Below are 25,917 nucleotides of genomic sequence, written 5' to 3' on the forward strand. Positions count from 1 at the left end.
GCGCATATCTGATGGGTGATGATTGTCACCGTGGTCGAAACACCCGAGTTCCAGCGCCGTGCGCGCAGCCTCATGTCCGAGGCCGAGCGTCTGGCGCTGATCGATTTTGTGGCGCGCAATCCGCTCACGGGTGTGTCGGTCGGCGGCGGGGTCAGGAAGTTCCGCTTCGCCCGTGACGGCGGCGGCAAGAGCGGCGGTTATCGGGTCATTCACTTCTTCAGCCCGGATGACGGGACGCCGATCTTTCTGATCACCGTCTTTGCCAAAAACGAGAAGGCGAACCTGACGCCTTCGGAAACGGACATGGTCAGGGAACTCGGCCGGATGCTGTCGGCAAGCTACAGGAGGACGGAATGAGCGAGGCTTTCAAGAGTATCGAACAGGGTCTGAAGGAAGCGCTGTCGCATGCAGGCGGCGAGGGTCAGGCGCGTGTGCATGAGATCGAACTGCCGGAACCGGATGTGCAGGCGATCCGCGCCCGGACCGGTCTGTCGCAGAGCGAGTTCGCGCGCAGCATCGGGGTGAAGAAGGGCACGCTCCTGAACTGGGAGCAGCGGCGGCGCAGCCCGGACGGTCCGGCGAAGGTGCTGCTGGCGCTGATCGCAAAGGATCCGCAGATCGTGCAGCGGGTCCTGGCCGGCTGACGCGATCATCCCCGGTCCCGGTCCTTCCCGATCTGCTCATTGGTGCGGCGGATCATCTCCGCCTCGATCGCCGGCAGAAGCTCGGCGATGGCGAGGGCGGGGATGCCGAGCGCGTGCCCCAGTGCCAGCGCGGCCGTCATGTCCCAGCCCAGCACGGCGCCGGGGATCGCGCGGATCTGACCCGACAGCCTGCCGGCCAGATCCCAGATGGCCCAACCTTCCTCGGTCTGGGGTGCATTCAGCCGCGCCGGGCAGTCCTGGCAGGTTTGGCTGCACGCTTCGCAGTACCTGTCGCCCCCGCCGTAATGCCAGTCGGCGAGGGCGCGGAGACGTTTTTTTCCTGATCCAGCATCAGATGCGGGGCGAGGCAGTCGCGCTGGAAGGCCTCGAACACCGGCCAGATATCCAGAAGTGCATCGATGCCTTCGAGTGTGACCGGCACCGGCTTGCCATCCGCATCGCCGACACCCTGCCAGTCGAGAATGACCCGGCGGGCGACGGCTTTCGCCATGGTGACGGCCAGTGCTTCCTGCGGCAGGTCTTCCGGGACATCCGAGGCGGCGAGATCGCTGCGGGCGGCAGCCATGATCGCGGTGGTGACGGGGGCGATCTGGAGGCGCAGCCCAGCGGTGAGATCGAGCCAGCGCGGCTCGGCGGTGAGGTTCAGGCGGATCATGGATCAGTAGCTTTCGATGTCATTCGTGAGGATGATGGTGGCCATGCGGCCGGTGACGGGATCGCGCGCCGCCTGCCAGTCGAATGTCGCCTGCACCCCGGCCGGGCCGCTGATCTCGATGCGCGGTCGCGGCAGATAGACGGCATGGGCGGTCAGGGTCAGGCTCTGGCCCGAGGGCAGGGCATAGGCGAACTGCAGGGCGCAGGGCGTGCCCGCAATGGCCTGCTGAACCAGCGTGCTGTCGGCGAAACGGACCTCGATCTGGCCGGTCAGGGCGGCGATGGTCGGATCGGCGCCGTCGATCATGCCATCGGCGCGGATGGTCTCGATCCTGTCGAGATTGTTCGAATAGGTCACCTGCGCCGAGACGACATTGCCCAGTGCCGCGCCGTTGCGGGTCACCGATCCGTTGAAATGCCCGAAGCGGATCAGGTCGAGGTCAGTGAGCGTGCCGGCCTGCGACGCGGTATTTATCGTCTCGCCCTGCGCGATCAGCCCGACGGTTGCGGTCAGCAGGCCGGATCGCTGAAGCGTCCAGGAGAGCTGGTTCAGCATGACGCCGGAATACATCGCATAGCGGGGGATCTCGGGCAGTCCGGTCTCGATTGCCATCGAGGGCAGGGTCCAGTTGCCGCTGTGGAATTCGTGGCTATAGGGCCCGGTGCCGGTGGTTTCCGGCGCCCCGAACGCCGCCTTCAGCCAGAAGCCGAAGGCCTCCGCATCGATGGGCACGCTCAGATCGCCATCGGCGGTGATCGCATCCCTGACCGGGGCCAGCGGATCGCGGCCGTAGCCCAGCAGTTCCGAGCTGAGCAGCGGCTGTTCGGCGCTGAGGGTGGAACTGGCGAAGGGCAGGCGGGTGAAACCGCCCGCGGGCGGGGTGCCATAGGTCGTCTCGAACGCGACCGCCAGCTGCGATCGCGCCCCCTGGGCTCGGGCCATGGGATGTCCTTTCGGTGTGGGTGGGGAGGCCGGTCAGCGCAGGCGCGGCCGGATCAGCGCGGCCAGCTTCGTCAGGCCTTTTGCGGTGACCCGGACCTGTTCGGTGACCTTCTCGCTGCCATCGGCGCGCAGAACGGTGGTGACCTTGTGTTCCAGCAGCGAGGCCGCGGTCCTGCTCTGATAGCCGAGATAGCCTGCCGCGCCCGGGCGTTTGTAGATCCAGCCATTGGCCTGCAGCCAGTCGAAGAGCTCCTTCGGGCGCATCTGCAGGGCCTTGGCCGCATCGGTGATGCAGAAGGAGCCATCGGCATTGCGGATCCGGTCGAGGCTTTCGACATCTTCGCGCATCGCCTCGATCTCGCGGGCCTGGTCGCGGTTGATCTCGACGAGCTGCTGGGTGACGCGGGCCAGCTGCACCGGCTCGCGCAGATCGATGGTGGCAGGCCGGTCCCGTGCGGCATCCTCCAGTTCCAGCCAGCGGTCGACGATGCGTTTGCGCAGGATGACATTATAGCCGGAGATCAATGTCAGGGTCAGATCCTTACCCAGCAGGTATTCGGTCTGGCTGCGATTGCGGCTGTCGAGATAGATGTGCCCAAATCTGGATGCATCTATCTCAAGATCGGCGCAGATGACGTCGATGTCGCGTTTGACATGGCTGTGGCGTTTATCGCAGAGGCTGGCGATCTCACGGCTCGACATTCTCGGCATCCGATCTCTGTCGGGTGTCGGCGCGAGCTGGGGCAGAATGTTCATGGCTTTTCCTTTCTGGTTCGGGGGCAGAAAACCCCGGCTCATCCGTGCAGATTCCACTGACCGGCGTCGCGGAATGGACCGGAATGGAAACCCGTGTTCCTGTTCCGGTCTCACCTGCCACCCTCGCTTCAGGCCAGCGCATCGGCGGTGGTGTAATGCAGCGTGATGCCCAGCACGGCGGCGCGGATGGTGGTGGCGCCCTCGACGGGCAGATCGGCCGGTTCCGGGGCCTCGGCCTCGGTCCAGTTGCAGAGACCGCCCAGCGTTCTGTTCGCCGCCAGAACCGCGCCGATCCCTGCAGTCAGCGCATCGAACCGGTCGTCGAGATCGGCGCCGCGCAGGAAGACCTCCAGTTCCGCGCGGTGCTGCCAGTGCCAGCGGAGTGGCGAGAGAGTCACTTCAGGCGTGCCGGGCGTGCCGTCGCGCAGGATCAGAAGGCCCGCATCCGGGATCCGTTCCGGCAGAACGGCATTGCGCATCACGGTCACGCCGCCGGGCATTGTCAGCAGCGTCGCATGCAGCGCTTTCAGCGCGGTCTCGCGGCGGGTGATCATCGGGTCTCGCTCCAGCGCCGGGCAATCGCGGCGGGCAGGGCGGCGAGCGCCGCTTTGGCCGGTCGCTCCAGGTCCAGCCGTTTGCTGAGACGGACCTGCGGCACCAGCAGGAAGATCGGCACCGAAGTGAGACCGCGCCCGGTCTTTGAGCGCGAGCGAACCGCGCGGCCCTTTCTGCTGAGCCGGGCTTCGGCGATCAGCAGGCTGGGGCCGCTGCGGCGATAGATGAAGCGCAGGCGCAACCCGGTCCGCCGCTCCCATTCGCCCGGCGTGATGCGCCCGCCGCGCAGGCTCTTGCCGGCGGCCGGCGTGGGGATCGCCAGCCAGAACCCGTCCGCCGAGCGGATCAGCGGGCCGGTATTATGGGCCTCGACGATCACCGGCGCCCGGCTCCAGACCATGGCGGCGGCATTCAGGCTGTCGTGTCCTTTGGGGTAGACCTCGGATCGGATGGTCCGCGCGAGGCGCTGCCCCAGACCCGCCCGAACAATCTGACCGCGCCAGTTGTCGCGCAGGTTCAACCCGGCATCCTTGATTGCCGCCGTCACCGCAGTCTCGCCGGCCGCGATCTCGCCCTGCATCAGCTTTGCGATATCGGTGACGGAGGCCGAGAGCTTCATAGCGGGTGCAGCTCCAGCGCCCAGATCAGCCGTTCGCGGTCGCGGATGGGCTCGCCCTGCACCTCATATGTCTCGCCGTCGATCATGACCCGGTCGCCCGGCGCGGGTTCGGGGACCTGCGAGATCATGACATCGGCGCGCAGCGTCTCGGACCAGACCCGACTGCTGCCGAAACCGGTCACCTCGTCCGGCGCTCTGCGGATCAGCCGGATCGGCACGGCGGGTCCGACCCCGCCCGCGCGCCATTGCGCGTCCACGGCCATGTTCGGATCGGCAAAGACCCGGGCCAGTGCCGCCTCGAAGGCCAGCATCAGACCGCCACCCCGTTCAGCCTTACCCGGCCGAGGGTCTCGCCCGCCGTGCCGCCGGTCGCGAGCATGGCGATGCCGATCAGCGTATTGCTGGTGTCTGTGGTCGTGGCGCGTTCAATCACAGCGTCCCAGTAGATCCTGGCGCCAACCGACCAGGCCTGCGAGGGCTGTTTCGGCAGATCGAAGATGCCGGCCAAAGCGAGGCTGCAGTCTTTGCCCTGTCCCGGACCGGTGACCTCGACCGTGACGGTGGCGATGCCGAAGAGGCCGCCGGAGAGCAGATAGCCCTTGCCGCCGATGATACTGGCGCCGGGTGCCAGATCGTCGGTCGGCACGGTGATGACATCGCCACGGGCAACGAAGTTCTTCATGGGAGGGTCCTTTCGGGATTGGAGATTGCGCCGAGGGGCCGGGCGGCCCTACGGTCGGGGTGGAGGTGGAACATGGGTGACAGATCCGGCAACGATGGCGGCAATGCCGCGCGGGACGATCTGCGTTCGCTGATCGGCCGGTTGTGGGATGAGGGCCTGGCGAGCGGGCCGGCCCCTGCTGGCACGACCATGGCCGATATCAAGGCCGAGGCCCGCCTCCGCCATGATCAGGATGGCGCCGCGCCCGGGTTGCGATAGAGCCCGCGCCAGTCGATGGCTTTCGCGGCAAAATCGTGCCGGGCCTTGATCTCCAGCCCGTCGACCTCGAAGCCGGTGCGGGTCTCGGTGAAGACGCCCTCCTGCCCGTCGAGATAGGCATATTCGATGGTGTCGATGCGGGCCGGGTCGGCGGCGAGGAACCACGGATCCTGACCGCTGGCGGGGATCAGGCGCGGTTCTTCGATCACCTCCAAGCGTCCGGAGAAGGTGTTCACTTCGGCGGTGCTGCCGGGGGTCGTTGCCGTGACCTGCTTGCGGGCCTCGACAGAACGCGGGCCGGGAGGCGTCAGGATCCAGCGCGGCAGGATCGAGATCAGCCGGTCCTCGATGCCCTTCTGCTGGCCGAAGGCGCGGTATGCGGCGGCAAGCGCCGATTCCGAGATGACCGAAGCCGTGCCCTGATTGCCGTGATCGGCGTGAAACAGCGTCTTGCCGTCACCCATGGCCGGGTTCTGCATCAGGATTGCATAGACGATGTCGGATTCGAGATCGGCGGCCGAGGCGCCGAAGGAGGCGGGCAGGCGGGTGAAGGCGTCGAGATCGTCATTGATCAGCACCTGCCGGGTGATGGCGACGATGCGGCCATAGGTGGCGAGCGCATAGACCTCGCGGCCCTCGCCGATGGTGCCGTATTGGAACTCGCCCGATTCCAGCACCCGCTGCAGATCCGGGGCGCCGCCGAGCTGGGTCCGCTGAACGGGTTTGAAATCGGTGATGGTCGCGCGCCGCGCCCAGGCGCCGAAGCTGCGCGGTGTCGCTGCATAGGCCTGGCGCAGCGTGGCATTGGCGACATTGGCGAGGATGGCCGGGAAATCGCTGGTCGCGTGATAGCCGGTGGCGCGCTGATCGAACGCCGCGCGGGCGACTTCCATCTTTGAGAGCCCCCGGGTCGTGCCGCCGCGACGCTCGATGGCATGGCGGGCCATTTCCAGCAATGTCAGGCCCCGGAACGCGCGGCTGCCTGCTTCCAGCGCATGGGCACCGGGATTGTGACGATGCAGCAGCGCATTGGTGATCGCATCGCGATAAGCGATCTCCGCCGCACCATCGCCGCGCGCCTGCGCCGGGGCGGGTTCCACGGTCCGCCCGGCCGGATCGCTTTCGACCAGCCTGTCGAGGACGGCCGAGCGGGCTTCGTCAATGCTGACGCCGCACGCGATCAGATCATCGGCCATGTCGGCGAACCCGGCGCGGCGACACAGGGCCATGATATCGGCGCTGCGGCGGCGTTCTTCCGAGCGAATGGCATCCGCGTCTGGTGCGGCCGGGGTCGGGTTTGCCGGTGTCGGGCTGGCCGGTGCCGGGCTGGCAGGCGCCTGCGGCGCGGGACCCTCGCTGCGGGTTGCGGGATCGTCGCGGGTATCATCGGCCTCGGCCGGGCTGTTCTGGGGCATGTCGGTTCCTCTCATGGTGATGGTGCAGGGGTTCAGGCGGCTGTTCCGGTCGCCGGGTTCCACGCGGATGCCGGCACTGGCATCGGCGCCGATGGCGACGGCGGAAATCTCCAGCGGCTCCCAGTCGATGGCGCGGTAGAGCGCGCGGGTGCCGCCATCGCTCCGGTCGGCCTTCGCGACCCGCTCGAAGCGGTGGACGCGGTAGCCGACCGAGACATTGCGGATGATGCCCGCGCGGATATCGCGCCAGATATCCTCGACCTCGTCGCGTTCGGAGAGACGGATGCGGGCGAAGGCGCGGCCGTTCTCGATGCGGATCGAGCCGTCCTCGACCACGCCCAGGATGCTGCGCAGGCTCCAGGAGGCATGGCTGTTCAGAAACGGCGCGCCGCTGTTCAGCCGGTCGAGCCGCATCGCGCCGGGCGAGACCACCAGTTCCTCGTCGAATTCCTCGTCCCGCGCCCAGGAATAGCGGCGCACCTGCGCGCCGGTGGTCCAGAGCACCTCGAAGCTGCGCGTCGTCTCATCGACGGATTGCAGCGAACCGGCCCGCCCGATCACGGGCAGGTCGATCGTCTGATCGTTCGGCATGGGTCGGTCCTTACTTGTCCTCGCCCGCAGGCGGCGATGTCGGATCGGAGGTCTGCACGAGACCGCCCTTGGTGACGCGGCGCGGATCGCTGTCGAAGACGAGACCTGCAGCGTCGGATTTTGCGGCAAACCCGGCCCATTCGGCGAGAACTTCGTCCGGATCGTAGCCGCGCCGGGCGATCTGCTGCGGCAGGGTCGAGAATCCCGCCCGCACCTCCAGAAGATCGGCCTGTGCATCCTGCAGCGGGTTCACGCTTTCGAACTTCGGCGGCCCCCATTCGACCGGGATCTCGGTTCCTTCGGGCAAAAGGCCCGCCATCACGGCGGCATCGACGAACCAGCGCCAGATCGGCGCGCAGAACATCGGGATGACGGTCTGCCATTGCAGCTGTTCGACCATGCGGCGGAACTCGTTCAGGCCGACGCGGCTCGAGGAAAAACTGGTCTGGCTGAGATCGCCGGTCATCAGCGCATAGGGGACGCGGAACCCGGCGGCGATGATGTGCAACTGCACCCGGTGCCATTCATAGACCCCGGCGGTCGAGGCGGGCTGGTTGAACCTGATATCCTTGCCGCCGCGCGCATAGGCGATGAGGCCCGGCTCGAACTGTTCGATCCGGTTGCCGGAAGCATCCTCGACCACCGGGGCGATGGACTGCTGGTCTTCGTCGGCCCCGAGCACGATGCCGACAAGGCAGGCCTCGGTACGCTTGCGGACCAGTTCCGCCTGCTGCCAGTCGTCGACATCGCGGATCGCCCGCATGGCCGGCGTGCCCCATGGCACGCCGCGCGATTGCACCCGCTGGCGCTCGAAGAGATGGGCGACGCGGTCTGCGGGCAGGCGGGTGGAGTCGAGGCGCCGGGAAAACACCGGCGAGGTATCGCCCGGATGATCGGCAAACATCCAATAGGCGGCGCGGCGCCCGCTGCGGTCATATTCGATGCCCTGGCTGATGCGGGACCCGTCCGGGCGGCTGTCGAAACGGGCGGCGTCGAGATGATCGGCCTCGCGCAGCTCGATCCTGAGCGGCACATCGCGCGCGCCGGTCGCCCGGACAGTGCGGCGGATCGCGAAGACATCGCCGCCCTCGATCATCCCGCGCACCGCCAGCCCCAGAAGCCCGTGAAAATCCGTATGCCCATGCTGATCGCAGCCAGCTGACCAGCGCTTCCACAGCGCATCGACACGGGCGTTCAGGCCCGCATCCGCAGTTGCGGCGCGGGGCCGGATGCCGGTGCCGACGATATTATTGACCAGCACCTGCACCGCCTGCGCGGCCATCGGGTTGTTGCGCACCAGGTCGCGCATGCGGTGGCGCAGGAGCGGCCCGTCTGCGGCGATCCCGGCATCGGCGGCGGTGCCGCGCGCTTTCCAGCCGGCTGTGCCCCGCCCGCGACCGGCGGCATCGTAATCGCGGCGCAGATTGCCGATGGCGAGCCGGGCGGCATAGCGCTTTGCGGCCATGCGCGGCGCGACGGCTGAGAGTGCTGCATCGATCAGCCCCCAGCGCACCTGCGGGGCAGAAGTGTCGCGGATGTCCGGCATGCGTCAGTTCCGGCGGAACCCGGCAAAGCCAGCCACCGGGCGGGGACGACCGGCCGCCCCCGCCATCTCGCGCTCGATCAGGCGGATGCGGGTCAGAAGATCACCGGCGCTGCCATAGTCCACCGATTTGCCGTCATAGGCGACGCGGGTGGTACCCGCCGCATAGGCCCGGCGCAGGGCGTCGAGTTCCGTCTCTGTCCAGGCCATCAGAACCAGCCTCCTCTCTTGCGGTTGCCCAGCCAGCCCGATGGGCGGGGCGGGGGCGGATTGATCATCTGCCGCCGGGGTTGCCCGGCGGGTCGTGTCTGGTCATCGCGGCCGGGCGTCAGCTGTTCTTCCAGCTGTTCCCAGCGGCTCTCGTCCCAGCGGTCCATGCCCATCAGCCAGGCGGCGGCGCGGGCATAGACCCGGCAGTCCAGCGCCTCGTTGCGCTCGCGGGTCTGCTGCCATTCCAGCCGCTGAAACCCCTGCCTTGTCTTCACCGTCATCAACTGCTCGGCGGTCAGCTGCTTCGTCCATTCGGCGGTGGTGCCGCGCGGGATATGCACGAAGCCGGCAGGGAAGCCGTTTCCCGCGGCCCGCTCCTCATCGGTCGGCGGCGACAGCCGCAGAAACCGGTAGGTCTCGGATTTGAACACCGCGCCGGCCACCTTCCAGAGCCGCACCCCGCGCCGGATCTTTCGCCCGGCCTCGGTCACATCGACATGGGTCGGCCCGTCCACCGGCGTGGCGCGGTCGAACCCGCCGACGCCCTTCACGGCGATGACCTGCCCATGGCCCATGCGCCGGCACCAGCCATAGACCGCATCGGTCGTGGCCCCGTCGCCGCTGTCGATGGCAAGCCGCGCCAGCGCCATGCGCGCCCCGCCCGCGTGTTCCCAGGTCTCGCCCAGAAACGCCGTCAGATCGGCCCAGACCTCTTCGCGGGCGGTATCGCCTTCGAGGACCACGTGATCGACGAGCCAGCTTTCGAGGTTGCGGCCCCAGCCCCAGACATCGATCTCGATCCGGTCGCGCTGCACATCGGCGCCGGCCGTCAGCAGCAGCGCGCCCTCCGGCACCACGCCCAGCGGAAAATCCTCGCGGCGCTCATAGAGCCGCTGCCAGTCCGGCGCCTCGCCGCGCTCGGCCCAGGTCTCGCCCAGCACGGTGTTCTTCAGCGTCTTCAGGCTCGCATCATTGCCCTGCGCGGCCTCCCAGCCCCGGGCGATCTCGGCCCAGGAGAGCCAGCCGAGCGGCGAATAGAGCCCGCTGATATGAAAGCCCACGATCCCCGCCGCTTCGGCCCGCCGCCTGGTCTCGGCATCGGCGGTGGGCAGCCATCTGGCCCCGTTCGCCTCGTCCATCATCGCGGTCTTGTGCCGTTCCGGGATCGGCTCGTCGCAATGCTCGCAGAGGTAATGCGCCGTTTCCGGCTGGCCGGGCGTCCAGCGCAGGCGCTCGAACTTCAGCCATTGCAGCGCGCCGCAATGCGGGCAGGGGAGATGATAGCGCTGCTGGTCCGAGAGCTCGTATTCCCGTTCGATCCGCGAAAGGCCCTTGACCGTCGGCGTCGAAGCCAGAAACACCTTGCTGCGATGGCCGAAGCTGATCGTGCGCGCTTCGGCCAGCGCAATCGGATCGCCCTCGCCGTCGATATCGCCCGGATAGGCGTCGACCTCGTCCAGAAACACCCAGCGGGCCGGCATCGAGCGCAATCCCACCGCACTGTTCGCCCCGGTCAGGATCAGCTGCCCGCCCGGGAACCGCTTGCCGAGGATGGTATTGCCGCTGTCCTTCGCACGCGACGGCATCACCAGCGCGCGCAGATCCGGGCTTTCCTCGATCAGCGGGTCGATCCGCTGCTGCGACAGGCGCTTGGCGAGGTCCACCGTCGGCTGCACCGCCAGAAACGGTCCCGGCGCCCGGTGGATGCAGAAGCCGATCCAGTTGTTGCCGGCCTCGGTGGCGCCGACCTGCGCGGCCTTCATGAACACCACCCGTTGAGCCGGATTGGCAGGCGAGAGCGCATCCATGATCCCGCGCATATAGGGCGTGCGGCCCGTGCGGTATGGCCCGGCCTCGGAGGCCGCGCGTGAGGACAGGATCCGGTGCCGGTCCGACCATTGGCTGACACTCTGGCTGGGATCCGGTGCCAGCCCATCCAGCCATGCCTGCCGGATGTCATCCGCGCCGTCATACTCAGCGAAGGTCAATCCTGACCTCGGCCATATCCGCCAGATGCGCGCGCAGATAGCGGTCCAGCACCTGTTCCAGCGCATGGGCCTCGACGCCCAGTTCGGCGGCCATGTTCGCCGCCACCCGCGGCGGCCAGTTCAGCCAGGCATCGCGTTCCCGCCGCGCCAGATCGAAGACGCTGTTCGTCGCCCGCGCCCGGTCGACCAGCTCGCCCTTCATCTTCTCCAGCCGCACCCGCGCCGTCTGCGCTTTCAGCACCTCATTGGCCATCCGTGCGCGCAGGAAGGACACCTCGCCGCCCGAGCCAGCGGTTGTGTCGCCGCTGTCGCCCAGCGTGGCATTCACCGCGTCGATGGCCGCCTTCGGCACCGGCTTTGTCGCGGCAGCACGGGCCGTACCAGCGGCAGTCTGCGTGCCCAGCGCCTGCGCATGCACACCGCGCTGCTTCGCCGGATCGGTCTGGCGTTCCCATTCCGCATCCGCCTTCGCCGGGTCGATGGTCCCGTCGGCCTCCACGCTGATCCGCCCGCTCGCAATCGCCTTGCGAACCGCCATGTCGCTCACGCCGCGCATCGACGCATATCTGCGGCGCGATACGCCCATGGGGTGGTTCCTTACATTCCGGGTTATCTTCTCTCTGCCTCATCCGCCTTCCAGCAGCTGATGCGCCAGAGTTCGGAGCGCATGCGCGGCAACCAGCGGGACCACGCCGTTGCCACAGAGGCGAAGCCGGTCCACCCGCTGGGCCAGCCCATCAGCGCCTCGACGAATTGCGGGTTCAAGGTCCGGCGCTGATCGGAGGTATCGTTGCCAGCCATCGTCGTCGTGAGGACCTGGCGGCCAAGGAGGCCGTTCACTGGCGTGTTTGCCAGCGTCGTCGCCCCGTCCTTGTGGTCCCGTGCGGTCGGCGTCATCCACAGTCCCGCCGAATGCGTCAGATCGGCCGATCTGCGATTGCCCGCGCTCGGTTTGTTCCCATCCGTCGCCAGCGGCGTCGGCCAGAGGCGCAGGATTTCCGTCCGGTTGCCGCCGCTCGAGCGGATGCCGGAGCAGGCGCGCGGGGTCGGCCAGCACGTCCCCTTCGCGGATGGCGAGGATGAAGAGGCGTTCCCGCTTGTGGGGCGCGCCGACTTCCGCCGCCGTAAACAATCCTGCCGCAAGCCTGTAGCCCATGCCGACCAGTCCGCCGGCGACTTCGGGGAAGCCGAGGCGGAGATGATGGGCGACATTTTCGAGGAAGACGAAGGGCGGTTCGCATTCGCCGACGATCCGGGCGACATGCGGCCAGAGGTGGCGCGGATCGTCCGCGCCCCGGCGCTTGCCCGCCACGCTGAACGGCTGGCACGGATATCCCGCAGAGACGATATCCACCGCGCCGCGCCACGGCTTGCCGTCGAATGTGGCAATGTCGTCCCAGAGAGGCGCGTGATCCAGGGCCTGGTCTTCCATCCGCGCCACGAGAGTGGCCGCAGCGAAGGTTTCCCGCTCGACATGGCCCACAGTTCGATATCCGGGCAGGGCGAGGGTGAGACCGAGATCGATCCCGCCCGCGCCGGAGCACAGCGAGAGGCCGAAGAGGCAGGTGTCATCGGCCCCGGCATCACGTCCGGGGGCAGGTAAAGCCAGGTCATTCATGGTCTCAGCGTCTGTTGGCGGAAAGATCGGCGAAGGTCTTGTCCGTGCCCTCCAGCACCGCCGCCTGGCCCGTCAGGTTCTGCCAGCGGGTGATGGCGACATCGACATAGGCCGGGTTCAGCTCGATCCCGTAGCAGACCCGGCCGGTCGTCTCGGCGGCGATCAGCGTGGTGCCGGATCCCATGAAGGGCTCGTACACCGCTTGCCCGGGACTTGAGTTGTTCAGGATCGGCCGGCGCATGCATTCGACCGGCTTCTGCGTGCCATGCACCGTTTCCGCGTCCTGATCCCTGTTGGCGATGTGCCAGAGCGTGGTCTGCTTGCGATCCCCCGCCCAGTGGCCCTTGCCGGTCTTGCGCACCGCGTACCAGCAGGGTTCGTGCTGCCAGTGGTAATCGCCGCGGCTCAGGACCAGCCGGTCCTTGGCCCAGACGATCTGCGAGCGGATGTTGAAACCGCAGGCGATCAGGCTGTCGGCGACGGTGGTGGCGTGGAGGGCGCCGTGCCAGACATAAGCGACATCGCCCGGAAACAGCGCCCAGGCCTCGCGCCAGTCGGCCCGGTCGTCGTTCAGCACCTTGCCGGTGCGTTTGGTCCTGGCGGCGCCAGACTGGTTGCGCCAACTCGGGTCGTATTCCACCCCATAGGGCGGGTCGGTGACCATCAGCATCGGTTTTACCCCGGCCAGCAGCTTATCGACATCGGTCGCAACCGTGGAATCGCCGCAGAGCAGGCGGTGATTGCCCATGATCCAGAGATCGCCGGGGCGGGAGATCGGTTCGACCGGGGGCTCAGGCACCTCGTCCTCGCCATCGACCGCGCCGTCCTCGCTGGCATCAAAGTCGCCCAGCAGAGCATCCAGTTCGGCCTCGGAAAACCCGATCAGGTCGAGGTCGAAATCGATCTCGCGCAGGCTTTCCAGCTCGGCGCGCAGCAGCTCTTCGTCCCAGCCGGCATTCTCGGCGATCCTGTTGTCGGCGATGACCAGCGCCCGGCGCTGCGCCTCGGTCAGGTGGTCCAGAACGATCACCGGCACCTCGGCCAGCCCGAGCTTCTGCGCCGCCATGAGGCGACCGTGCCCGGCGATGATGACAGCATCACCGCCGATCAGGATCGGGTTGGTGAAGCCGAATTCGGCGATGGAGGCGGCGATCTGGGCGATCTGATCCTCGGAATGGGTGCGGGCATTGCGGGCGTAAGGGACCAGCTTTGCGGCATCCATCATTTCGATCTGCAAGGCACGTCCTCCGTTTCCGCCGTCGCGGCTCATGAAAACGCCGGGCGGTGGGACGCCCGGCGGTTGGTTTCCTGTGATCGGGGCAGGGCGCGAACCCTGCGAACCCAAAGCTGCGAACCCGGGCGCGAACCCAGAATTTTTCCCTGACGCTAGAGGGCTTGCGAGCCTCTGCCCCCCGCATAGGATCGGGGCGGCGGAGGAACCAGGGCCGGGGGGCGGGGCTTTCGCCCGGCCTCACCTCGCCTGATCCTAGGTCGAATATGGGCCGAAACCCTTGATAATGTCGCGCCCCAAGTTCGACCCATTCGCGCCCTCACGGCGCCCCGCTCGCGCCCCCGCCGCGCGGTTTGACGCCCGGTTCTGCACCGGTCGATTTTGCGGCGACGGTTTGCGCGGGCCTTTTCTCAAGCTTCTTCAGGGCCTTGGAGATCGTCAGCAGGCTCGCCGTCCAGCGCCGCCAGGCGGTCGATCGCACGCAGCCGACATGGCGGCAGACGGTCTGCCAGCGATGGCCCTCGGCCCGCATCCAGACGATGCGCCGGTTGTCGGCCGCCTGCTGCTCGGTCTCGCCGCCGATCAGCGCCAGCCAGTCCAGCGCCTCCTCCATGCGCTGGATCTCGTGGGCGTTCGGGATCACCCGCATCCGGGCCGGTTCATAGCCATAGGCATGCTTCGCCTCATGCACATAGTCCGGCCAGGACCGGCCGTAACCGCGCGGCCCTGAGGCGGTTGGGTTCGGCAGGCGCTTCAGGGTCAGTGCGGCTTCCTCGAAGCGGTCCTCGATCTCACGCGGCGTCATCTTCACCAGCCTTTCTGTGCGGAATGGGAACGCCGCGTGTTGCCAGCCGGGCAACCGTCACCAGATCGAAGCGCAGCAGGGCATGGGCCATGGTGTTGGTCACCGCCGTCGGCGGCAGGTATTTGTCCGAGTTGATCCAGTCGGCGAAGAACCGGTGCTGGGCGGTGATGCGGGGATCGGCTTCTCTGCGCAATCTCGCCTGCTTCGCCGCCCGCACGGCGTCGGTGAAATAGGCCCAGGTCCGGATCGGGCTGATCCTGATCTGCGTGGTGCGCCTGGCGATGGTCGGCAGGATGTCTTCGTCCAGGTCGATCCCCTCGCGCAGCCAGCTGTCGATCACATCCGCCGTGCCGGTGATCGCGGCGCGCGATGCCGGGCAGAGGCCGGGACCGCCGGCGGCGAGACAGCGGGTCTGGGGATCGGTCGCCTCCGCACCCGTGTCCGGCTCGCGCGCGGTAGTAATTACCTGTTGTATACTTACAGGGTTAGTGTCCAGATTCTGGACACGGGATCTGGACACGGCTCCGGGTGTTTTGGCCGCCTCGCCAGGCCTGTTTCCGTGTCCGAGATCCGGACACGGCTTCTGGGCGAAAGCCTCCTCGAAGGCGAAGAGGTAGCGCGTCGATCTCTGCCTGCGGGTCGTGGGATCGATGCGCCGTTCGCGGCGGATCAGGCCGGCGCGTTCCAGCTTGTCGAGATGGACGTTCAGGCTTGAGCGCGACATCTCGGCATCGGCTGCGATCCGGCTCTGGCTGGGGAAGCAGCCGAAATCGGGATTGTGCCGGTCGGCAAGGATGATGAGCACGCGCCATGTCGCCGCCTCCAGCCCGCGCTGCTGGAAGGCCCAGTTTGTCGCCTGGTGGCTCATCGATCGCCTCCCTCGAGGATTTCCTCGATGGACCGGGTCTCGAAGGCGGTGGGCGCGATGAAGCGCAAGACAACGCTGCGGTCGATGGTCCGTAGGGACAGGATGGTGGCAAGGGCAGCTACGGCGGTAATCATGATCCCCGCTCTCATCGTGCCACCCTGCGCGCACCGGTCTTGCGGCTTTCCTGTTCCAGCAGCCAATCCTTCACCGCGCCGCGCCGATAGAGCACCTTGCGGCCGATCCGGATGCAGGGTGGCCCGATCCGCCGCGTCTCCCAGCGCTTCAGCGTGTCGCTGCTGACCCCGATGATCCCCGCCAGCTCGCGCCGCGGCATCCAGTCATCCAGCAGCCCTTCCGGCACGCCCGTTGCCTCTTCCACCATGATCCTGCTCCTTTGCGTGGTTGCGGGGCAGAGCGGAGCACGAGGGAGACCGGAAAGCGCGGAATGGACCGGCGCGGGAAACCCGGAACCCGCGCCGGTCGGGCGTTTGCAGGGCAGAACAGGGTGTGAAATGGGATCCTGTTCCGGGTGCGCAGGCGTTACAGAGGGGTGGAAGCCTGTCCGCCTCCGCTTTGCGCATTCCGTGCCTGGCCAAGCGCATGGACCAACTGACGTTACGTTACCTGACGACGACGTTTCCGCCTGTCAGCGGTAACGGGACTCAACTCTGGGGAGAGTGATTCCTATCTACGCGGCACCGGAGGGCAGGTCCCCTTCGGCAGGAATGACGGAGAAAAGGGATTGCATCATGTCTTTGCCGCCACGCGCATTGTACAGCCTTGCCGAAGTTGCCGCCCGTTGGGGCTGTACGATTGCGGATATCGTCGAGTGGGGTTTTGCCGGGCATCTGGAGATCGTGGTTGCGATCCCGCCGACCAGCTTTGGCGGTCAGCTGTTCACGGATATGGTGGCGGTGGCACCGAGCGATGTGCTGCGGATGTGCCGTCGGTGCGGCACCGGACCCGATGAGATCCGGATCCTGCGGGTTCGCCCGCCCGGCGGTGACGTGTGGTCGGTTGTGCAGCCGCCCGAGTCGGGAGTGATCATCGACCGGAAGGATCTGGCGATGACCTCGGAAGGGCTGGCGGGGTTCGAGGATCGCTACACTGTCTCCCGCCGAAGCAGCGCTGTCCCGACCGCCAGGTATGACTGGGAGGCCTTCTACACAGCCTTGATGATCCGCATCCACGAGAACGGCCTGCCCGGAAGCATGACCGAACTGGTCGGCGAAATGCAGGACTGGTTTGTCCGTCACAGCGCCGATGGCGAGGCGCCGGACGAAAGCACCATCCGCAAGCGGATCAGCCCGATCTGGCACCGACTGCGCGCTGCGCTTCCGGCATAGGCACAGAGACCTCAACGGGCGGATTGGCATGGACCAGCCGCGGTCTTGCCCGCACAAGGTCGGCGACGGCATCGACGCCTGCGCGCAGCGGCGAATCCATCAGATGGGCATAGCGCTGGGTGGTGCGCGACTGCGAATGCCCGAGCAGTTTTCCGATCATCTCCAGCGAGGCGCCACCGCTGACCAGCAGCGACGCAAAGGTGTGGCGCAGGTCGTGGATGCGGACATCCGGGATATCTGCGGCCTTCTGAATGCCGGTCCAGAACCGGCGCAATTCCTGTACCGGCTGATCCTTGCCCTCGACATCGCCCGGAAACAGCCAGTCGCAGCCGGTGGGCACAGCCCCCAGCCGGGTCCGGACCAGCGCCACCGTGTCCAGCGAGACCGGCACGCGGTGGATCCGGCGCTGCTTGGTATTGGCGGCGGGCTTGGTCCAGATCGCGCGCTCCAGATCGAAATGCTCGAAACGGGCGGTGCGGACCTCGCCAACCCGGGCGCCGGTCAGCATGCACATGCGGATGATGGCGGCGGCGCGCTGATCCTCGGCTGCGGCCAGCGCATCGCCGAGCCGGGCGATCTCGTCCATGGTGAGAAAGCGTTCCCGCTCGACCTCCATCCGGCGGCGGAAGCCCAGCGCCGGATTGTCCACCCGCATTTTCCAGGCGATGGCGAGATTGAAGACCTTGCGCAGCATCTCGCCGGCACGATTGGCCCGGATCGGCGTGGGCTTTGGTGGCGCCAGCGGCTTCGTCCGTTTGGCCTTCGGCTTCTTCTTCGCCGGGCGCGACCGGCCCTGTGCGATCAGGTTCAACACCCGCTCGACATCGGTGGGTTCGATTTCGCTGACCAGGCGGTGCTTCCAATGCGGCTCGATCAGCTTGCGCAGCATGGATTCCTGATCGGCGGCATTGCGCGGCGCCAGATGGGCCGCATGTTCGCGCAGATAGCGCTCGACCAGATCTGGAAACCGAGGGGCCTCGCGGGCATCCTCGCGCTCCGCCATCGGATCCTGCCCGCTGTCGACATCGCGGCGCAGCACCTTGGCGCGGTCGCGGGCGGCGGTCACGCTCCATTCCGGCCAGCGGCCGATGGTGAACCGGCGCTGGCGACCGGCAACCCGGTAGTCGAACATGAAGGACCGGCTGCCCGAGGGGTAGATGCAGAGCGACAGGCCCAGCACCTCGGTATCAAAAACCTGCCATGGCCGGGGCCTGGTCTCGGCCGCCCGGGCCAGTTTCTCGCTGAGCTTTTCTCTATTGCGCAAGGATGAATCTCCCGTCTTTGCCGTCGACACATGCGTAGAATCGCTGGCTTATCAACAGGATCATTTGCCGACCGGAATACAGGAATGGACCGGCGCGGGAAGCCGGGCAGGGGCGCCGGTCCTGCCAGACAGCGACAAACGCACCGCACATTGCGAGCCGCTTTGATCTCCAGGCCAGGATCGCTTTGTCGCTGGGGCTGCGATATCGAACCTTGCGGAATGCTTGAAGTTCTGCATTTGTTCTTGCTCATGACACGCCGCAGCACACCGCAAGCTAAGATTGACGATTCGGCCTTCCCGGTCCGGGTGCTGATCTGTGTGCCGGAGATGGGCTTTGGCAGTCGTTCCGATGCACTGCATGGCTGGCTGGAGGAACGGATTGGCCGCGGCAACTATGCTTGGCATGGTGGCGGGCGCGGTGGGATGCGCGACCGGATTGCGCTTTATTTCCGTGAACCGGATGCGGCCAGCGCCTGCCTGACAGCCTTTCCGGATCTGGAACTGGCTGACGGAACCTGCCTGCCGGGCTACAGTTCACCATACCTGCCCTTTGGTAGCTCCGAGGACGACGACACCGTGTGCAACCTTTACAATCAGACCACCACGCAGGAGGCGATGCGCCAGCTTTTCAAGGGCATGAGCATGACCGACCGCGCGGGCAATGTCGCGCCCGGCAAGGTCTATCCGGATCAGTTGGCGCCGATCATCCGCCATGATGGCAATGCGCTTGAGCTTGTGAAGGCGCGGTGGGGGATGCCATCGCCGCCATCGGTCTTGAAGACTCAACGGGATCCGGGCGTTACCAATGTCCGCAACCTGACCTCGCCGCATTGGCGGCGCTGGCTGGGCCCGGCGCATCGCTGCCTCGTGCCGGTCACGGCCTTCGCCGAACCGATCAAGGGCGGCAATCAGTGGTTTGCCCCGGCCGAAGCAGAGACGCCGATGCTCTTCGCCGGGATCGAGGTTCGGGGCTGGAGTTCGGTCCGCAAGGTGAAGGATGGCGAGACCGCCGACGATCTCTATGCCTTTCTGACCTGCGCGCCCAATGCCGAGGTGAAATCGGTGCATCCGAAAGCCATGCCGGTCATCCTGACCGATCCCCGGGATTGGGAGACCTGGCTTTCGGCACCGATCGAAATCGCCAGCAAGCTGCAACGCCCGCTGCCGGATGGCGCACTGGCGCTTGTGGATGCTCCGACCGAGGTGCCATGAGCCCTGAAACTATGGGCCACCACGGTCAGATCTTTTCGGTCACCGCCTCGAAGCTCGCCATCGCCGCACCAAGCTGGTCCATGATTTCTGCGGCAAGTACGTCCGGCTCGGGCAGATTGTCCAAATCGGTCATTGACGCATCGCGCAGCCAGAACAGGTCCAGGCTCGCCTTATCGCGCTGCAGCAGCTCCTCGCGCGTGTAGGCGCGCCAGCGGCCGTCGGGATTGTCGTCACTCCAAGCGGGTACACGCTTGTGACGGTTGTCGGCATTGTAGCATTTCACAAAGTCGGACAGATGCGCGTGAGTCAGCGGCTTCTGTTTCAAGGTATGATGCACGTTGGTGCGGTAGTCGTAGAACCAGACCTTCGATGTCTGCGGATCCGGGCTGGCGGCGCGGTTATCGAAGAAGATGACGTTTGCCTTCACGCCTTGGGCATAGAAGATACCGGTCGGCAGCCGCAGGATGGTATGCAGATCAGTGTTCTGCAGCAGCTTTCTGCGGATGGTCTCGCCTGCTCCGCCTTCGAACAGCACATTATCTGGCACGACGACAGCCGCCCGTCCTGTGGTTTTCAGCATTGCGCGAATATGTTGCACAAAGTTCAGCTGTTTGTTTGACGTGGTCGCCCAGAAGTCCTGGCGATTGTAGGTGAGGTCGTCAGTTTCCTGCTCACCTTCCGCGTTGGTGAAGCTCATCGAGCTTTTCTTGCCGAAGGGTGGGTTGGCCAGCACGTAATCAAAGGTATCCGACGGCGGCGCGACCAGGGCATCAGCTGGGGACACCAGCGTATCGCCGGTCATTTCGCCGATGCCATGCAGATACATGTTCATCAGGCACAGACGACGCGTGCCGGCGACGATCTCGTTGCCGTGAAAGGTCGAGTGTTTCAGGAACTCCTTCTGGTCCTTGTCCAAGGAGTAGTTCTCAGGGTCTGTCAGGAAATCATGCGCAGCCAGAAAGAACCCACCCGTACCGCAAGCCGGATCGGCGATGGTCTTGCCGGGTTCGGGCCGCACGCATTCCACCATCGCCCGGATCAGCGCGCGGGGGGTGAAATATTGGCCCGCGCCGGACCTTGTGTCCTCGGCATTGCGTTCCAGCAGGCCCTCATAGATATCGCCTTTGACGTCGGCGCCCAGCATGACCCACTTTTCACCATCCACCATGTCGATCAGGCGGAACAGCTTGGCCGGGTCGGTGATCTTGTTTTGGGCCTTGGTGAAGATCTGGCCCAGCATGCCCTTCTGTTCGCCCAGCTTGCGCAGCAGGGCGATGTAATGCGCCTCCAGCTCAGCCCCCTTGCGCGATGTCAGACTGGTCCAGTCATAGCCTGCGGGGATGCCGACATCGCGGTGATACGGCGGCTTGCCGTATTCGTCCGCCATTTTCAGGAAGATCAGATAGGTCAGCTGTTCCAGATAGTCGCCATAGCCGACGCCGTCGTCGCGCAGCGTCGTGCAGAAGCTCCAGACTTTGGAGACGATGGAGGCGGTATTCATCTTAGTCCTCGTGAATGATGAGGGTGTCGCTGTCGCGGTCCAGTTCCCACATCTCGACGTCGGCCGGGATCATGTGCGCCTGTGTGCGACGGAAATAGGCCAGCAAGGATTCATCGCGCCCGTTGCGCAGGCTGCGCTCGACAAAGAAGATCTTGCGGTAATGCGGCGGCGCCATGTGGAAATAGAACATGGCCTCGGCCCAATTCTTCATCTTGGCACTGGGTATATTGCCACCAGCAGTCCAGGTCTGGCACTTGCACTCCACGATCACCGGCGGATCGTCTGAGCCGAGATCGAAGGCGTGGTTCTTGAGTCTATTGCTAAGGCCGCAGGGCACCTTGTGATTCAGTTCGAGGGGGAGGCCCTGCGATTCCAGGATAGCCCGAGCCCGAGCTTCGAAATCACGGCCGACATGGGCGTTGCTGATCGCGCCGGCTCTTTGGAAATTGTTCACGCCGACACCTTGCGCTTGCCTTTCTTCGCGGTTGCCGCGCGTGCCTGCTGGATTCGTGCCAATAGAGCGGAGGCCGGTTCGTCGGTCGGATCCTGCGGGACAAGCTGGCCGGAGAACGCGCGCTTCAGGATGGATTGACGCAGAGCATCAGCGCGGGCTAGAGCGGCGTCGATCTCAGTTGCGAGACGATCAGCCGCGTCGAGGCGTGTGTCGAGGATGCGGACTATCTCGGCTTGTTCGGTCAGGCAAGGTAAAGGCAACGTGAAGCCGGAGACATGATCTTGATTGATTTTGTATATACCGGCGGTCGTACGCGCGGCGTCCTCAATTTGGCGGCGAATCGACCATGAATTCCAGCAGAGCAAAAAAAAGTCGGGTCGAACCACGGAAGCATCAAGGCGCACACGGATCATCGTATCAGGGAAGGCCACAGGCATCGGTTGATCCAACACTCGTCCGCCGATCCCAACTAGCTTCTTACTTCCATTTCCACGAGCAACGAAGATATCGTCGTACTCAACGAGGAACGGAAAGGCATCATCCCGTGTCCAATTGCCTTCTTTTTGCTCCGAGAGGACGATTTTTCCATTTTTCAAAGCGGTGAGGCGCAACACTGGAAAGCCGCCGGACTTGTCCTTGACGGAACGACCGTTAATCAATGGCGCGCCTAGGATCGTTCCTACGCTTGTCACCGGCCATGGCGATAAATTTTCTGTGGCTTGGTACGTAAATTCAGGTTGCAGTTTAGGCTTCGGCGGCTTCTTGCCTTTCTCGCCCCCCTCTTTCCAAGTGACTACAGCCTCTTTCCATTCCGCGATATCGGCTTTGTACCGCGCCTCGCGTTCCTTGCGGATGCGGGCGAGGAGGGTTTGGGGGTCTTCCAGTTTGTCGGGGTTCTGGGCGCGCCAGTCGGCGGTGAGGCGGCCCTCGAAGGCCGCTTTCAGCAGGGATTGGCGATAGAGGCCAAGCGCGGCCTTCGCCGCCGCAAGGCTCTCGCCCCCCTTGTCGATCTCATCAAACAGCGCCTCTATCTTTTCCACGATGCGGCGTTGTTCGTTTGTCGGCGCAACGGGCAAGTGAAAAGCCGACAGTCTAGGCATTTCGATGCTATGGACGGTCGTCCCGCCTTTGCGACAAGTAGCCAATATTGATTGCTCGAATGCCCGGAGCCCCCAAGCGACATAGCTGGAATCTACACTGTCCGGAAGCGCGAGCGCCTTAAGATCCTGGTTGAGTGCCGTTTCGACAGCAGTCACCGCAATCGGAAGGGTGTGCGCTAAAATCCCGGAGCGCGTTACAATTAAAACGGAATCAGGAGGAACTAATTTGGTCGCAGAATTATGAACCGCATCGGAAGTAATGCCGTCGATAGCAGTTCTTATGACCTTAGATTTCATATCCTTTGGTGAAACCCAAGGGATGGGGCCGTCCCAAAACTGTGCGTTAGCTTTCGATGGCGTGCCGCCGCCGATCCATGTTCCAAAGTCGGAAAAGGCTGCGCTGGCCCAACCGGGCGGGAGTTCCGTCATGCCGAGAGTGCCTCGTTCATCTCGGTCATGATGTCCTCCATATTGTCGCCGAACAGCGCGTACATCTGCCCCAATCCGCCCTTGCCGTCAAAGGGGGACATGTCCAGATCGTCGTGTTCGATGATGAACGAGGTTGCAAGGTGGTCGCGGATCATGCGCAGCCAGTCCATCTGCGCCTCAGTGAACTTTTCGCCTGCGCCCGAATGGCGTTTCAGGATCCAGTTCTGGAAATTGCGGCGCACCCTTTCGGAATGGCGGGTCAGGGTCGCATCCAGCCCGCAGACCCGCCGGATCAGTGCCACCAGCGCCGTCAGATCGCCAGCCGGACTTTCGCCCTTGTAGTCATCCAGATGCGCATAGGCGCGCCAAACGGTCAGCGGCGCAAGGCGGGGCTGATCGGCCGCAAGCCTTCTCAGTACATCCTTGACCATGGCAAAGGTGACCTCGGACCGGCGGGCGGGTGTGTTGAAATAGATCGACAGCGCCTCGATCTCATCGCGGTTCTCGTTCAGGTAATCCTCGAACTCCTGCACGATCTTCTTGGCGTTTTCCTCGACATCGCCCGCCCATTCGGCGCGGGTCAGTGTGTCGAGGTTGTCGTGGTCGATGGTCTGTTCATTGTCGCGCCGGATCGTGTCGATCATGTTGATCAGCGGGCCAGTGAAGACATTTGCGGCGTTTTTGATCCGATCCTCGCGCGCGGCGTGCATCGCGGCATCGTCAGGCTCGGGGTGACCTGCGGCCTTCGCATCCGCCTCGACCTTGTCCGCGTCGATGGCGTCGAACAGGTCACGAACGATGGCGGAAAGCGGTTTGCCCGCCTGTTCCGCGATCTTTGCCTGGTCGGTATTGTCCAGCCTGTTGTCCAGCCGCGACAGGCGCGAGGCCAGAGAGCTGACCGTTTCCTCTGACCGGTCGCCCATCATGAGGCCCATCGCCAGATCCTTGAACGGGATCGATGGCTTGCTGTCGAGCGGACGACTGGCGGTCTTCAAAGACTTGGTGACGCCGACGGCATCGACGATGACGTAATGTGTCTTGGCCTGTGCCGAGGGCGAGACCTTTTTCAGATCGTCCGGTTTGACGACCCGGGTGCCGCGACCTTTCATCTGTTCGAAATAGTTCCTGGACTTCACGTCGCGCATGAAGATCAGGCATTCCAACGGCTTCACGTCGGTGCCGGTGGCGATCATGTCCACGGTGACCGCAATGCGCGGATAGTACTCGTTGCGGAAGGCTGTCAGCGACGATTTCGGGTTCTTGGCGCCATTGGTGATCTTGCGGCAGAAGTCATTGCCCTCACCGAATTCCTGCCGGACGGTCTGGATGATGTCGTCCGCATGGCTGTCGGTCTTGGCAAAGATCAGAGTTTTGGGCAGTTCCTTGCGGCCAGGGAAGATGTCGGGCCAGTTGTCGCGGAAGGCGCGGATGACGGTCCGGATCTGGTCGGGATTGACGACCGAGCGATCCAGCTGCGTAGCGGCATAGGCTTCCTCGTCATCCTGAACCGCCCAGCGCTTGGCCCGGGTATCACGCTCACGCTTCTGCACCAGCTGCTTGGGTTTCAGCGTCTGGCCCTTCTGGGAGATTTCCGTTTCGATCAGATAAACCTCGTTGCCCACGTTCACCTTGTCGGCCACGGCCTTTTCATGGGTGTACTCGCTGACGACGTTCTTTTGGAAAAAGCCGAAGGTCCGGTTGTCCGGCGTTGCGGTCAGGCCGATAAGATAGGCGTCGAAATACTCGATAACCTGCCGCCACAGATTGTAGATGGACCGATGACATTCATCGATGACGACGACATCGAAGTATTCGGGTGGCAGCTTGGGGTTGTAGACAACGGGCAGGGGATCTTTGCGACGGAAGATCTGTTCGGCCGGGTTCTCTTCTTCAGCGGATTCGTCCAGCGGCTCCCCCTTCAGCGTCGCGTACATGCGCTGGATGGTGGAAATCACCACCTGCGTGTCATTCGCCATCGACGGCGAGATCAAGCGTTGGACGTTGTAGAGTTCGGTGAACTTGCGATTGTCGTCATTGGGGACGAAGGCCATGAATTCCTGTTCGGCCTGTTCGCCCAGGTTCTTGGTGTCGACGAGGAACAGGATCCGGCGCGCGCCTGCATGTTTCAGCAGACGGTAAACCTGCGTAATCGCCGTGAAGGTCTTGCCCGAACCTGTGGCCATCTGCACAAGCGCGCGCGGCCTGTCCGCTTTCAACGATTCCTCAAGCTTCGTGATCGCGGTGATCTGGCAGTCACGCAGCCCGTCGGGGTCGAGTGCTGGCAGGGCGGCAATGCCGGCCCGTAGGGATTTTGGCGATTGAGCCCAGGCCTTCAAAGTCTCCGGCCGATGAAATGTGAACACCTCGCGGGATCGCGGCAAGGGGTCACGCGCATTGGTGAAACGGGTGATCTTGCCCGTGCTTTCGTAGAGAAAGGGCAGCGGCTCCGAGTTGGATACCCATTTCAGCTTCGCGCTGGCGTATCCTTCTGATTGCTCCTCGACGGTAGTGAGGAGCACTCCCAAATTATCTGGCTTCGCCTCGACGACCCCGACCGCCTGTCGGTCAGCAAACAGAACATAGTCAGCGGGGCCGACATCTGTTTGATACTCTCTTACGGCGATCCCTGGGCCGGCGTTGAAATCCAACTTGGCCTTGTCCTGCACGATCCATCCTGCAGCATTCAGTCGTTCATCTATTCGATCACGAGCGACCTGTTCAGGGTTCTGGTTCAGATCGTGCGGCACTTCGTAATTCCACTGGACTGCAACTTCCCGCAGATATTGACCGCCTGCTGGGAGAAATGCAATTGCAGCGCCTTGGTGGATTCGTCTCGTCAGAAGGCCGTCCGCTTTGGGTGTGGGCCGGAGGCCGGTGTGCAGGGGCGCAGGAATTGACTCAACGCCTACTCAACAGGCGAACGCCCTTCGAGTGCCCCCGAAACGCGGTGAATGCCGATGGGCGGCGGTGGATGCCGGGACTATCGCCAAACATGTCAAAGGCATGTCCGGTAAGGCATTGATATCGTTATATCGGAGATTGCTCGGGTCTATAGCCTCATAACCTGAAGGTCGTAGGTTCAAATCCTACCCCCGCAACCAGAAATAGCAAATATATCAAACTATTGGATTCCGATAAAAACAGTCGACATTTTGCGTTTTGAATTCTTGTCAACACCTGGTCAACGTTTATCGAGGCCCCCTGCGACGG

Annotated in this window: 30 protein-coding genes; 6 read left to right on the forward strand and 24 right to left on the reverse strand. The window is 64.7% G+C overall.

Annotated elements, in window-relative coordinates:
- The first annotated feature begins 18 nt into the window (after nucleotides 1-18).
- Nucleotides 19-357, forward strand: coding sequence for a type II toxin-antitoxin system RelE/ParE family toxin (locus Q0330_RS00080; protein ID WP_299472729.1), 339 nt, complete (start codon nucleotides 19-21; stop codon nucleotides 355-357).
- Nucleotides 354-644, forward strand: coding sequence for a helix-turn-helix domain-containing protein (locus Q0330_RS00085; RefSeq protein WP_299472731.1), 291 nt, complete (start codon nucleotides 354-356; stop codon nucleotides 642-644). Before Q0330_RS00080 ends, Q0330_RS00085 begins: the two co-directional genes overlap by 4 nt.
- Before the next feature lie 5 nt (nucleotides 645-649).
- On the opposite strand, the gene Q0330_RS00090 is transcribed toward Q0330_RS00085, so the two are convergent.
- The 8 genes from Q0330_RS00090 to Q0330_RS00125 all read right to left on the reverse strand — a co-directional run bounded on the left by Q0330_RS00090 (nucleotide 650) and on the right by Q0330_RS00125 (nucleotide 4,874).
- Nucleotides 650-799 carry a hypothetical protein gene (locus Q0330_RS00090; RefSeq protein ID WP_299472733.1) on the reverse strand — a complete coding sequence of 50 codons (150 nt, stop codon included), beginning with the start codon at nucleotides 797-799 and terminating at the stop codon, nucleotides 650-652.
- Between the two features lie 83 nt (nucleotides 800-882).
- Nucleotides 883-1,320 (reverse strand): hypothetical protein, encoded by a 438-nt coding sequence (locus Q0330_RS00095; RefSeq protein WP_299472735.1) that lies wholly within the window; start codon nucleotides 1,318-1,320, stop codon nucleotides 883-885.
- 3 nt (nucleotides 1,321-1,323) lie between these two features.
- A complete protein-coding gene (locus tag Q0330_RS00100) occupies nucleotides 1,324-2,262 on the reverse strand; it encodes a phage tail tube protein (RefSeq protein WP_299472737.1) in 939 nt (312 codons plus the stop codon).
- A 33-nt stretch (nucleotides 2,263-2,295) separates the two neighbouring features.
- On the reverse strand, nucleotides 2,296-3,018 hold the full coding sequence (locus Q0330_RS00105) for a phage regulatory protein/antirepressor Ant (protein WP_299472739.1): 723 nt from the start codon (nucleotides 3,016-3,018) through the stop codon (nucleotides 2,296-2,298).
- A 128-nt stretch (nucleotides 3,019-3,146) separates the two neighbouring features.
- Nucleotides 3,147-3,572 carry an acyl-CoA transferase gene (locus tag Q0330_RS00110; protein ID WP_299472741.1) on the reverse strand — a complete coding sequence of 142 codons (426 nt, stop codon included), beginning with the start codon at nucleotides 3,570-3,572 and terminating at the stop codon, nucleotides 3,147-3,149.
- The gene (locus Q0330_RS00115) at nucleotides 3,569-4,192 is read right to left on the reverse strand and encodes a DUF6441 family protein (protein WP_299472743.1); all 624 of its coding nucleotides are present in this window, start codon (nucleotides 4,190-4,192) and stop codon (nucleotides 3,569-3,571) included. Before Q0330_RS00115 ends, Q0330_RS00110 begins: the two co-directional genes overlap by 4 nt.
- Nucleotides 4,189-4,503 carry a hypothetical protein gene (locus Q0330_RS00120; protein WP_299472745.1) on the reverse strand — a complete coding sequence of 105 codons (315 nt, stop codon included), beginning with the start codon at nucleotides 4,501-4,503 and terminating at the stop codon, nucleotides 4,189-4,191. Before Q0330_RS00120 ends, Q0330_RS00115 begins: the two co-directional genes overlap by 4 nt.
- Nucleotides 4,503-4,874: a DUF2190 family protein gene (locus Q0330_RS00125; RefSeq protein ID WP_299472746.1), complete on the reverse strand. Its 372-nt coding sequence runs from the start codon at nucleotides 4,872-4,874 to the stop codon at nucleotides 4,503-4,505. Before Q0330_RS00125 ends, Q0330_RS00120 begins: the two co-directional genes overlap by 1 nt.
- A 72-nt stretch (nucleotides 4,875-4,946) precedes the next feature.
- Between Q0330_RS00125 and Q0330_RS00130 the strand changes: the two genes are divergently transcribed.
- The gene (locus Q0330_RS00130; RefSeq protein ID WP_299472748.1) at nucleotides 4,947-5,132 is read left to right on the forward strand and encodes a hypothetical protein; all 186 of its coding nucleotides are present in this window, start codon (nucleotides 4,947-4,949) and stop codon (nucleotides 5,130-5,132) included.
- On the opposite strand, the gene Q0330_RS00135 is transcribed toward Q0330_RS00130, so the two are convergent.
- The 11 genes from Q0330_RS00135 to Q0330_RS00185 all read right to left on the reverse strand — a co-directional run bounded on the left by Q0330_RS00135 (nucleotide 5,102) and on the right by Q0330_RS00185 (nucleotide 15,783).
- On the reverse strand, nucleotides 5,102-7,138 hold the full coding sequence (locus Q0330_RS00135; RefSeq protein ID WP_299472750.1) for a prohead protease/major capsid protein fusion protein: 2,037 nt from the start codon (nucleotides 7,136-7,138) through the stop codon (nucleotides 5,102-5,104). The two genes, Q0330_RS00130 and Q0330_RS00135, sit on opposite strands and share 31 nt — an antisense overlap.
- 10 nt (nucleotides 7,139-7,148) lie before the next feature.
- The gene (locus Q0330_RS00140; protein WP_299472752.1) at nucleotides 7,149-8,684 is read right to left on the reverse strand and encodes a phage portal protein; all 1,536 of its coding nucleotides are present in this window, start codon (nucleotides 8,682-8,684) and stop codon (nucleotides 7,149-7,151) included.
- A gap of 3 nt (nucleotides 8,685-8,687) precedes the next feature.
- Complete coding sequence (locus Q0330_RS00145) at nucleotides 8,688-8,891, reverse strand: hypothetical protein (protein ID WP_299472754.1); 204 nt, start codon at nucleotides 8,889-8,891, stop codon at nucleotides 8,688-8,690.
- Nucleotides 8,891-10,879, reverse strand: coding sequence for a phage terminase large subunit family protein (locus tag Q0330_RS00150; protein ID WP_299472756.1), 1,989 nt, complete (start codon nucleotides 10,877-10,879; stop codon nucleotides 8,891-8,893). Before Q0330_RS00150 ends, Q0330_RS00145 begins: the two co-directional genes overlap by 1 nt.
- The gene (locus Q0330_RS00155) at nucleotides 10,866-11,465 is read right to left on the reverse strand and encodes an elements of external origin (protein ID WP_299472758.1); all 600 of its coding nucleotides are present in this window, start codon (nucleotides 11,463-11,465) and stop codon (nucleotides 10,866-10,868) included. The genes Q0330_RS00150 and Q0330_RS00155 overlap by 14 nt, the downstream gene beginning before the upstream one ends.
- A gap of 39 nt (nucleotides 11,466-11,504) precedes the next feature.
- Nucleotides 11,505-12,497 (reverse strand): DNA cytosine methyltransferase, encoded by a 993-nt coding sequence (locus Q0330_RS00160; RefSeq protein ID WP_299472760.1) that lies wholly within the window; start codon nucleotides 12,495-12,497, stop codon nucleotides 11,505-11,507.
- Nucleotides 12,498-12,501: 4 nt separating this feature from the next.
- The gene (locus Q0330_RS00165; protein WP_299472848.1) at nucleotides 12,502-13,722 is read right to left on the reverse strand and encodes a site-specific DNA-methyltransferase; all 1,221 of its coding nucleotides are present in this window, start codon (nucleotides 13,720-13,722) and stop codon (nucleotides 12,502-12,504) included.
- A 325-nt stretch (nucleotides 13,723-14,047) separates the two neighbouring features.
- Nucleotides 14,048-14,533: a DUF6362 family protein gene (locus Q0330_RS00170; RefSeq protein ID WP_299472762.1), complete on the reverse strand. Its 486-nt coding sequence runs from the start codon at nucleotides 14,531-14,533 to the stop codon at nucleotides 14,048-14,050.
- The gene (locus tag Q0330_RS00175) at nucleotides 14,520-15,401 is read right to left on the reverse strand and encodes a helix-turn-helix domain-containing protein (RefSeq protein ID WP_299472764.1); all 882 of its coding nucleotides are present in this window, start codon (nucleotides 15,399-15,401) and stop codon (nucleotides 14,520-14,522) included. Before Q0330_RS00175 ends, Q0330_RS00170 begins: the two co-directional genes overlap by 14 nt.
- Nucleotides 15,398-15,550, reverse strand: coding sequence for a hypothetical protein (locus Q0330_RS00180; RefSeq protein WP_299472766.1), 153 nt, complete (start codon nucleotides 15,548-15,550; stop codon nucleotides 15,398-15,400). The genes Q0330_RS00175 and Q0330_RS00180 overlap by 4 nt, the downstream gene beginning before the upstream one ends.
- Nucleotides 15,547-15,783 carry a transcriptional regulator gene (locus Q0330_RS00185; RefSeq protein WP_299472768.1) on the reverse strand — a complete coding sequence of 79 codons (237 nt, stop codon included), beginning with the start codon at nucleotides 15,781-15,783 and terminating at the stop codon, nucleotides 15,547-15,549. Before Q0330_RS00185 ends, Q0330_RS00180 begins: the two co-directional genes overlap by 4 nt.
- A 367-nt stretch (nucleotides 15,784-16,150) precedes the next feature.
- Here Q0330_RS00185 and Q0330_RS00190 point away from each other — a divergent pair, with 367 nt between their 5' ends.
- Nucleotides 16,151-16,747, forward strand: a complete 597-nt coding sequence (locus Q0330_RS00190; RefSeq protein WP_299472770.1) for a hypothetical protein — start codon at nucleotides 16,151-16,153, stop codon at nucleotides 16,745-16,747.
- Here the strand turns inward: Q0330_RS00190 and Q0330_RS00195 are convergent.
- Nucleotides 16,704-18,011, reverse strand: a complete 1,308-nt coding sequence (locus tag Q0330_RS00195; RefSeq protein WP_299472772.1) for a site-specific integrase — start codon at nucleotides 18,009-18,011, stop codon at nucleotides 16,704-16,706. The genes Q0330_RS00190 and Q0330_RS00195 overlap by 44 nt on opposite strands.
- 249 nt (nucleotides 18,012-18,260) lie before the next feature.
- Here Q0330_RS00195 and Q0330_RS00200 point away from each other — a divergent pair, with 249 nt between their 5' ends.
- Nucleotides 18,261-19,223, forward strand: a complete 963-nt coding sequence (locus Q0330_RS00200) for an SOS response-associated peptidase (protein WP_299472774.1) — start codon at nucleotides 18,261-18,263, stop codon at nucleotides 19,221-19,223.
- A gap of 25 nt (nucleotides 19,224-19,248) precedes the next feature.
- On the opposite strand, the gene Q0330_RS00205 is transcribed toward Q0330_RS00200, so the two are convergent.
- Genes Q0330_RS00205 through Q0330_RS00220 form a run of 4 tightly spaced genes read right to left on the reverse strand, consistent with a single transcriptional unit; the run spans nucleotide 19,249 to nucleotide 25,226 of the window.
- Nucleotides 19,249-20,724, reverse strand: coding sequence for a class I SAM-dependent DNA methyltransferase (locus tag Q0330_RS00205; protein ID WP_299472776.1), 1,476 nt, complete (start codon nucleotides 20,722-20,724; stop codon nucleotides 19,249-19,251).
- A gap of 1 nt (nucleotide 20,725) precedes the next feature.
- On the reverse strand, nucleotides 20,726-21,178 hold the full coding sequence (locus tag Q0330_RS00210; RefSeq protein WP_299472778.1) for a hypothetical protein: 453 nt from the start codon (nucleotides 21,176-21,178) through the stop codon (nucleotides 20,726-20,728).
- A complete protein-coding gene (locus tag Q0330_RS00215) occupies nucleotides 21,175-22,707 on the reverse strand; it encodes a restriction endonuclease subunit S (protein ID WP_299472780.1) in 1,533 nt (510 codons plus the stop codon). Before Q0330_RS00215 ends, Q0330_RS00210 begins: the two co-directional genes overlap by 4 nt.
- The gene (locus Q0330_RS00220; RefSeq protein WP_299472782.1) at nucleotides 22,704-25,226 is read right to left on the reverse strand and encodes a DEAD/DEAH box helicase family protein; all 2,523 of its coding nucleotides are present in this window, start codon (nucleotides 25,224-25,226) and stop codon (nucleotides 22,704-22,706) included. The genes Q0330_RS00215 and Q0330_RS00220 overlap by 4 nt, the downstream gene beginning before the upstream one ends.
- Here Q0330_RS00220 and Q0330_RS00225 point away from each other — a divergent pair.
- Complete coding sequence (locus tag Q0330_RS00225) at nucleotides 25,200-25,604, forward strand: hypothetical protein (RefSeq protein ID WP_299472784.1); 405 nt, start codon at nucleotides 25,200-25,202, stop codon at nucleotides 25,602-25,604. The genes Q0330_RS00220 and Q0330_RS00225 overlap by 27 nt on opposite strands.
- The last annotated feature ends 313 nt before the right edge of the window (nucleotides 25,605-25,917 follow it).

The organism is uncultured Paracoccus sp. (assembly GCF_937873615.1).
Classification (GTDB): Bacteria; Pseudomonadota; Alphaproteobacteria; order Rhodobacterales; family Rhodobacteraceae; genus Paracoccus.

Excerpts from the sequence above, each read along its gene's own strand:
- Q0330_RS00180 (WP_299472766.1), bottom strand. The coding sequence starts at position 15,550 with ATGAGAGCGGGGATCATGATTACCGCCGTAGCTGCCCTTGCCACCATC.
- Q0330_RS00120 (WP_299472745.1), bottom strand. The coding sequence starts at position 4,503 with ATGCTGGCCTTCGAGGCGGCACTGGCCCGGGTCTTTGCCGATCCGAAC.
- Q0330_RS00100 (WP_299472737.1), bottom strand. The coding sequence starts at position 2,262 with ATGGCCCGAGCCCAGGGGGCGCGATCGCAGCTGGCGGTCGCGTTCGAG.
- Q0330_RS00085 (WP_299472731.1), top strand. The coding sequence starts at position 354 with ATGAGCGAGGCTTTCAAGAGTATCGAACAGGGTCTGAAGGAAGCGCTG.
- Q0330_RS00190 (WP_299472770.1), top strand. The coding sequence starts at position 16,151 with ATGTCTTTGCCGCCACGCGCATTGTACAGCCTTGCCGAAGTTGCCGCC.
- Q0330_RS00110 (WP_299472741.1), bottom strand. The coding sequence starts at position 3,572 with ATGATCACCCGCCGCGAGACCGCGCTGAAAGCGCTGCATGCGACGCTG.
- Q0330_RS00205 (WP_299472776.1), bottom strand. The coding sequence starts at position 20,724 with ATGAATACCGCCTCCATCGTCTCCAAAGTCTGGAGCTTCTGCACGACG.
- Q0330_RS00155 (WP_299472758.1), bottom strand. The coding sequence starts at position 11,465 with ATGGGCGTATCGCGCCGCAGATATGCGTCGATGCGCGGCGTGAGCGAC.
- Q0330_RS00115 (WP_299472743.1), bottom strand. The coding sequence starts at position 4,192 with ATGAAGCTCTCGGCCTCCGTCACCGATATCGCAAAGCTGATGCAGGGC.
- Q0330_RS00160 (WP_299472760.1), bottom strand. The coding sequence starts at position 12,497 with ATGAATGACCTGGCTTTACCTGCCCCCGGACGTGATGCCGGGGCCGAT.
- Q0330_RS00105 (WP_299472739.1), bottom strand. The coding sequence starts at position 3,018 with ATGAACATTCTGCCCCAGCTCGCGCCGACACCCGACAGAGATCGGATG.
- Q0330_RS00215 (WP_299472780.1), bottom strand. The coding sequence starts at position 22,707 with ATGACGGAACTCCCGCCCGGTTGGGCCAGCGCAGCCTTTTCCGACTTT.
- Q0330_RS00175 (WP_299472764.1), bottom strand. The coding sequence starts at position 15,401 with ATGAGCCACCAGGCGACAAACTGGGCCTTCCAGCAGCGCGGGCTGGAG.
- Q0330_RS00140 (WP_299472752.1), bottom strand. The coding sequence starts at position 8,684 with ATGCCGGACATCCGCGACACTTCTGCCCCGCAGGTGCGCTGGGGGCTG.
- Q0330_RS00135 (WP_299472750.1), bottom strand. The coding sequence starts at position 7,138 with ATGCCGAACGATCAGACGATCGACCTGCCCGTGATCGGGCGGGCCGGT.
- Q0330_RS00125 (WP_299472746.1), bottom strand. The coding sequence starts at position 4,874 with ATGAAGAACTTCGTTGCCCGTGGCGATGTCATCACCGTGCCGACCGAC.
- Q0330_RS00170 (WP_299472762.1), bottom strand. The coding sequence starts at position 14,533 with ATGACGCCGCGTGAGATCGAGGACCGCTTCGAGGAAGCCGCACTGACC.
- Q0330_RS00095 (WP_299472735.1), bottom strand. The coding sequence starts at position 1,320 with ATGATCCGCCTGAACCTCACCGCCGAGCCGCGCTGGCTCGATCTCACC.
- Q0330_RS00200 (WP_299472774.1), top strand. The coding sequence starts at position 18,261 with ATGACACGCCGCAGCACACCGCAAGCTAAGATTGACGATTCGGCCTTC.
- Q0330_RS00165 (WP_299472848.1), bottom strand. The coding sequence starts at position 13,722 with ATGATGGATGCCGCAAAGCTGGTCCCTTACGCCCGCAATGCCCGCACC.
- Q0330_RS00145 (WP_299472754.1), bottom strand. The coding sequence starts at position 8,891 with ATGGCCTGGACAGAGACGGAACTCGACGCCCTGCGCCGGGCCTATGCG.
- Q0330_RS00130 (WP_299472748.1), top strand. The coding sequence starts at position 4,947 with ATGGGTGACAGATCCGGCAACGATGGCGGCAATGCCGCGCGGGACGAT.
- Q0330_RS00185 (WP_299472768.1), bottom strand. The coding sequence starts at position 15,783 with ATGGTGGAAGAGGCAACGGGCGTGCCGGAAGGGCTGCTGGATGACTGG.
- Q0330_RS00080 (WP_299472729.1), top strand. The coding sequence starts at position 19 with ATGATTGTCACCGTGGTCGAAACACCCGAGTTCCAGCGCCGTGCGCGC.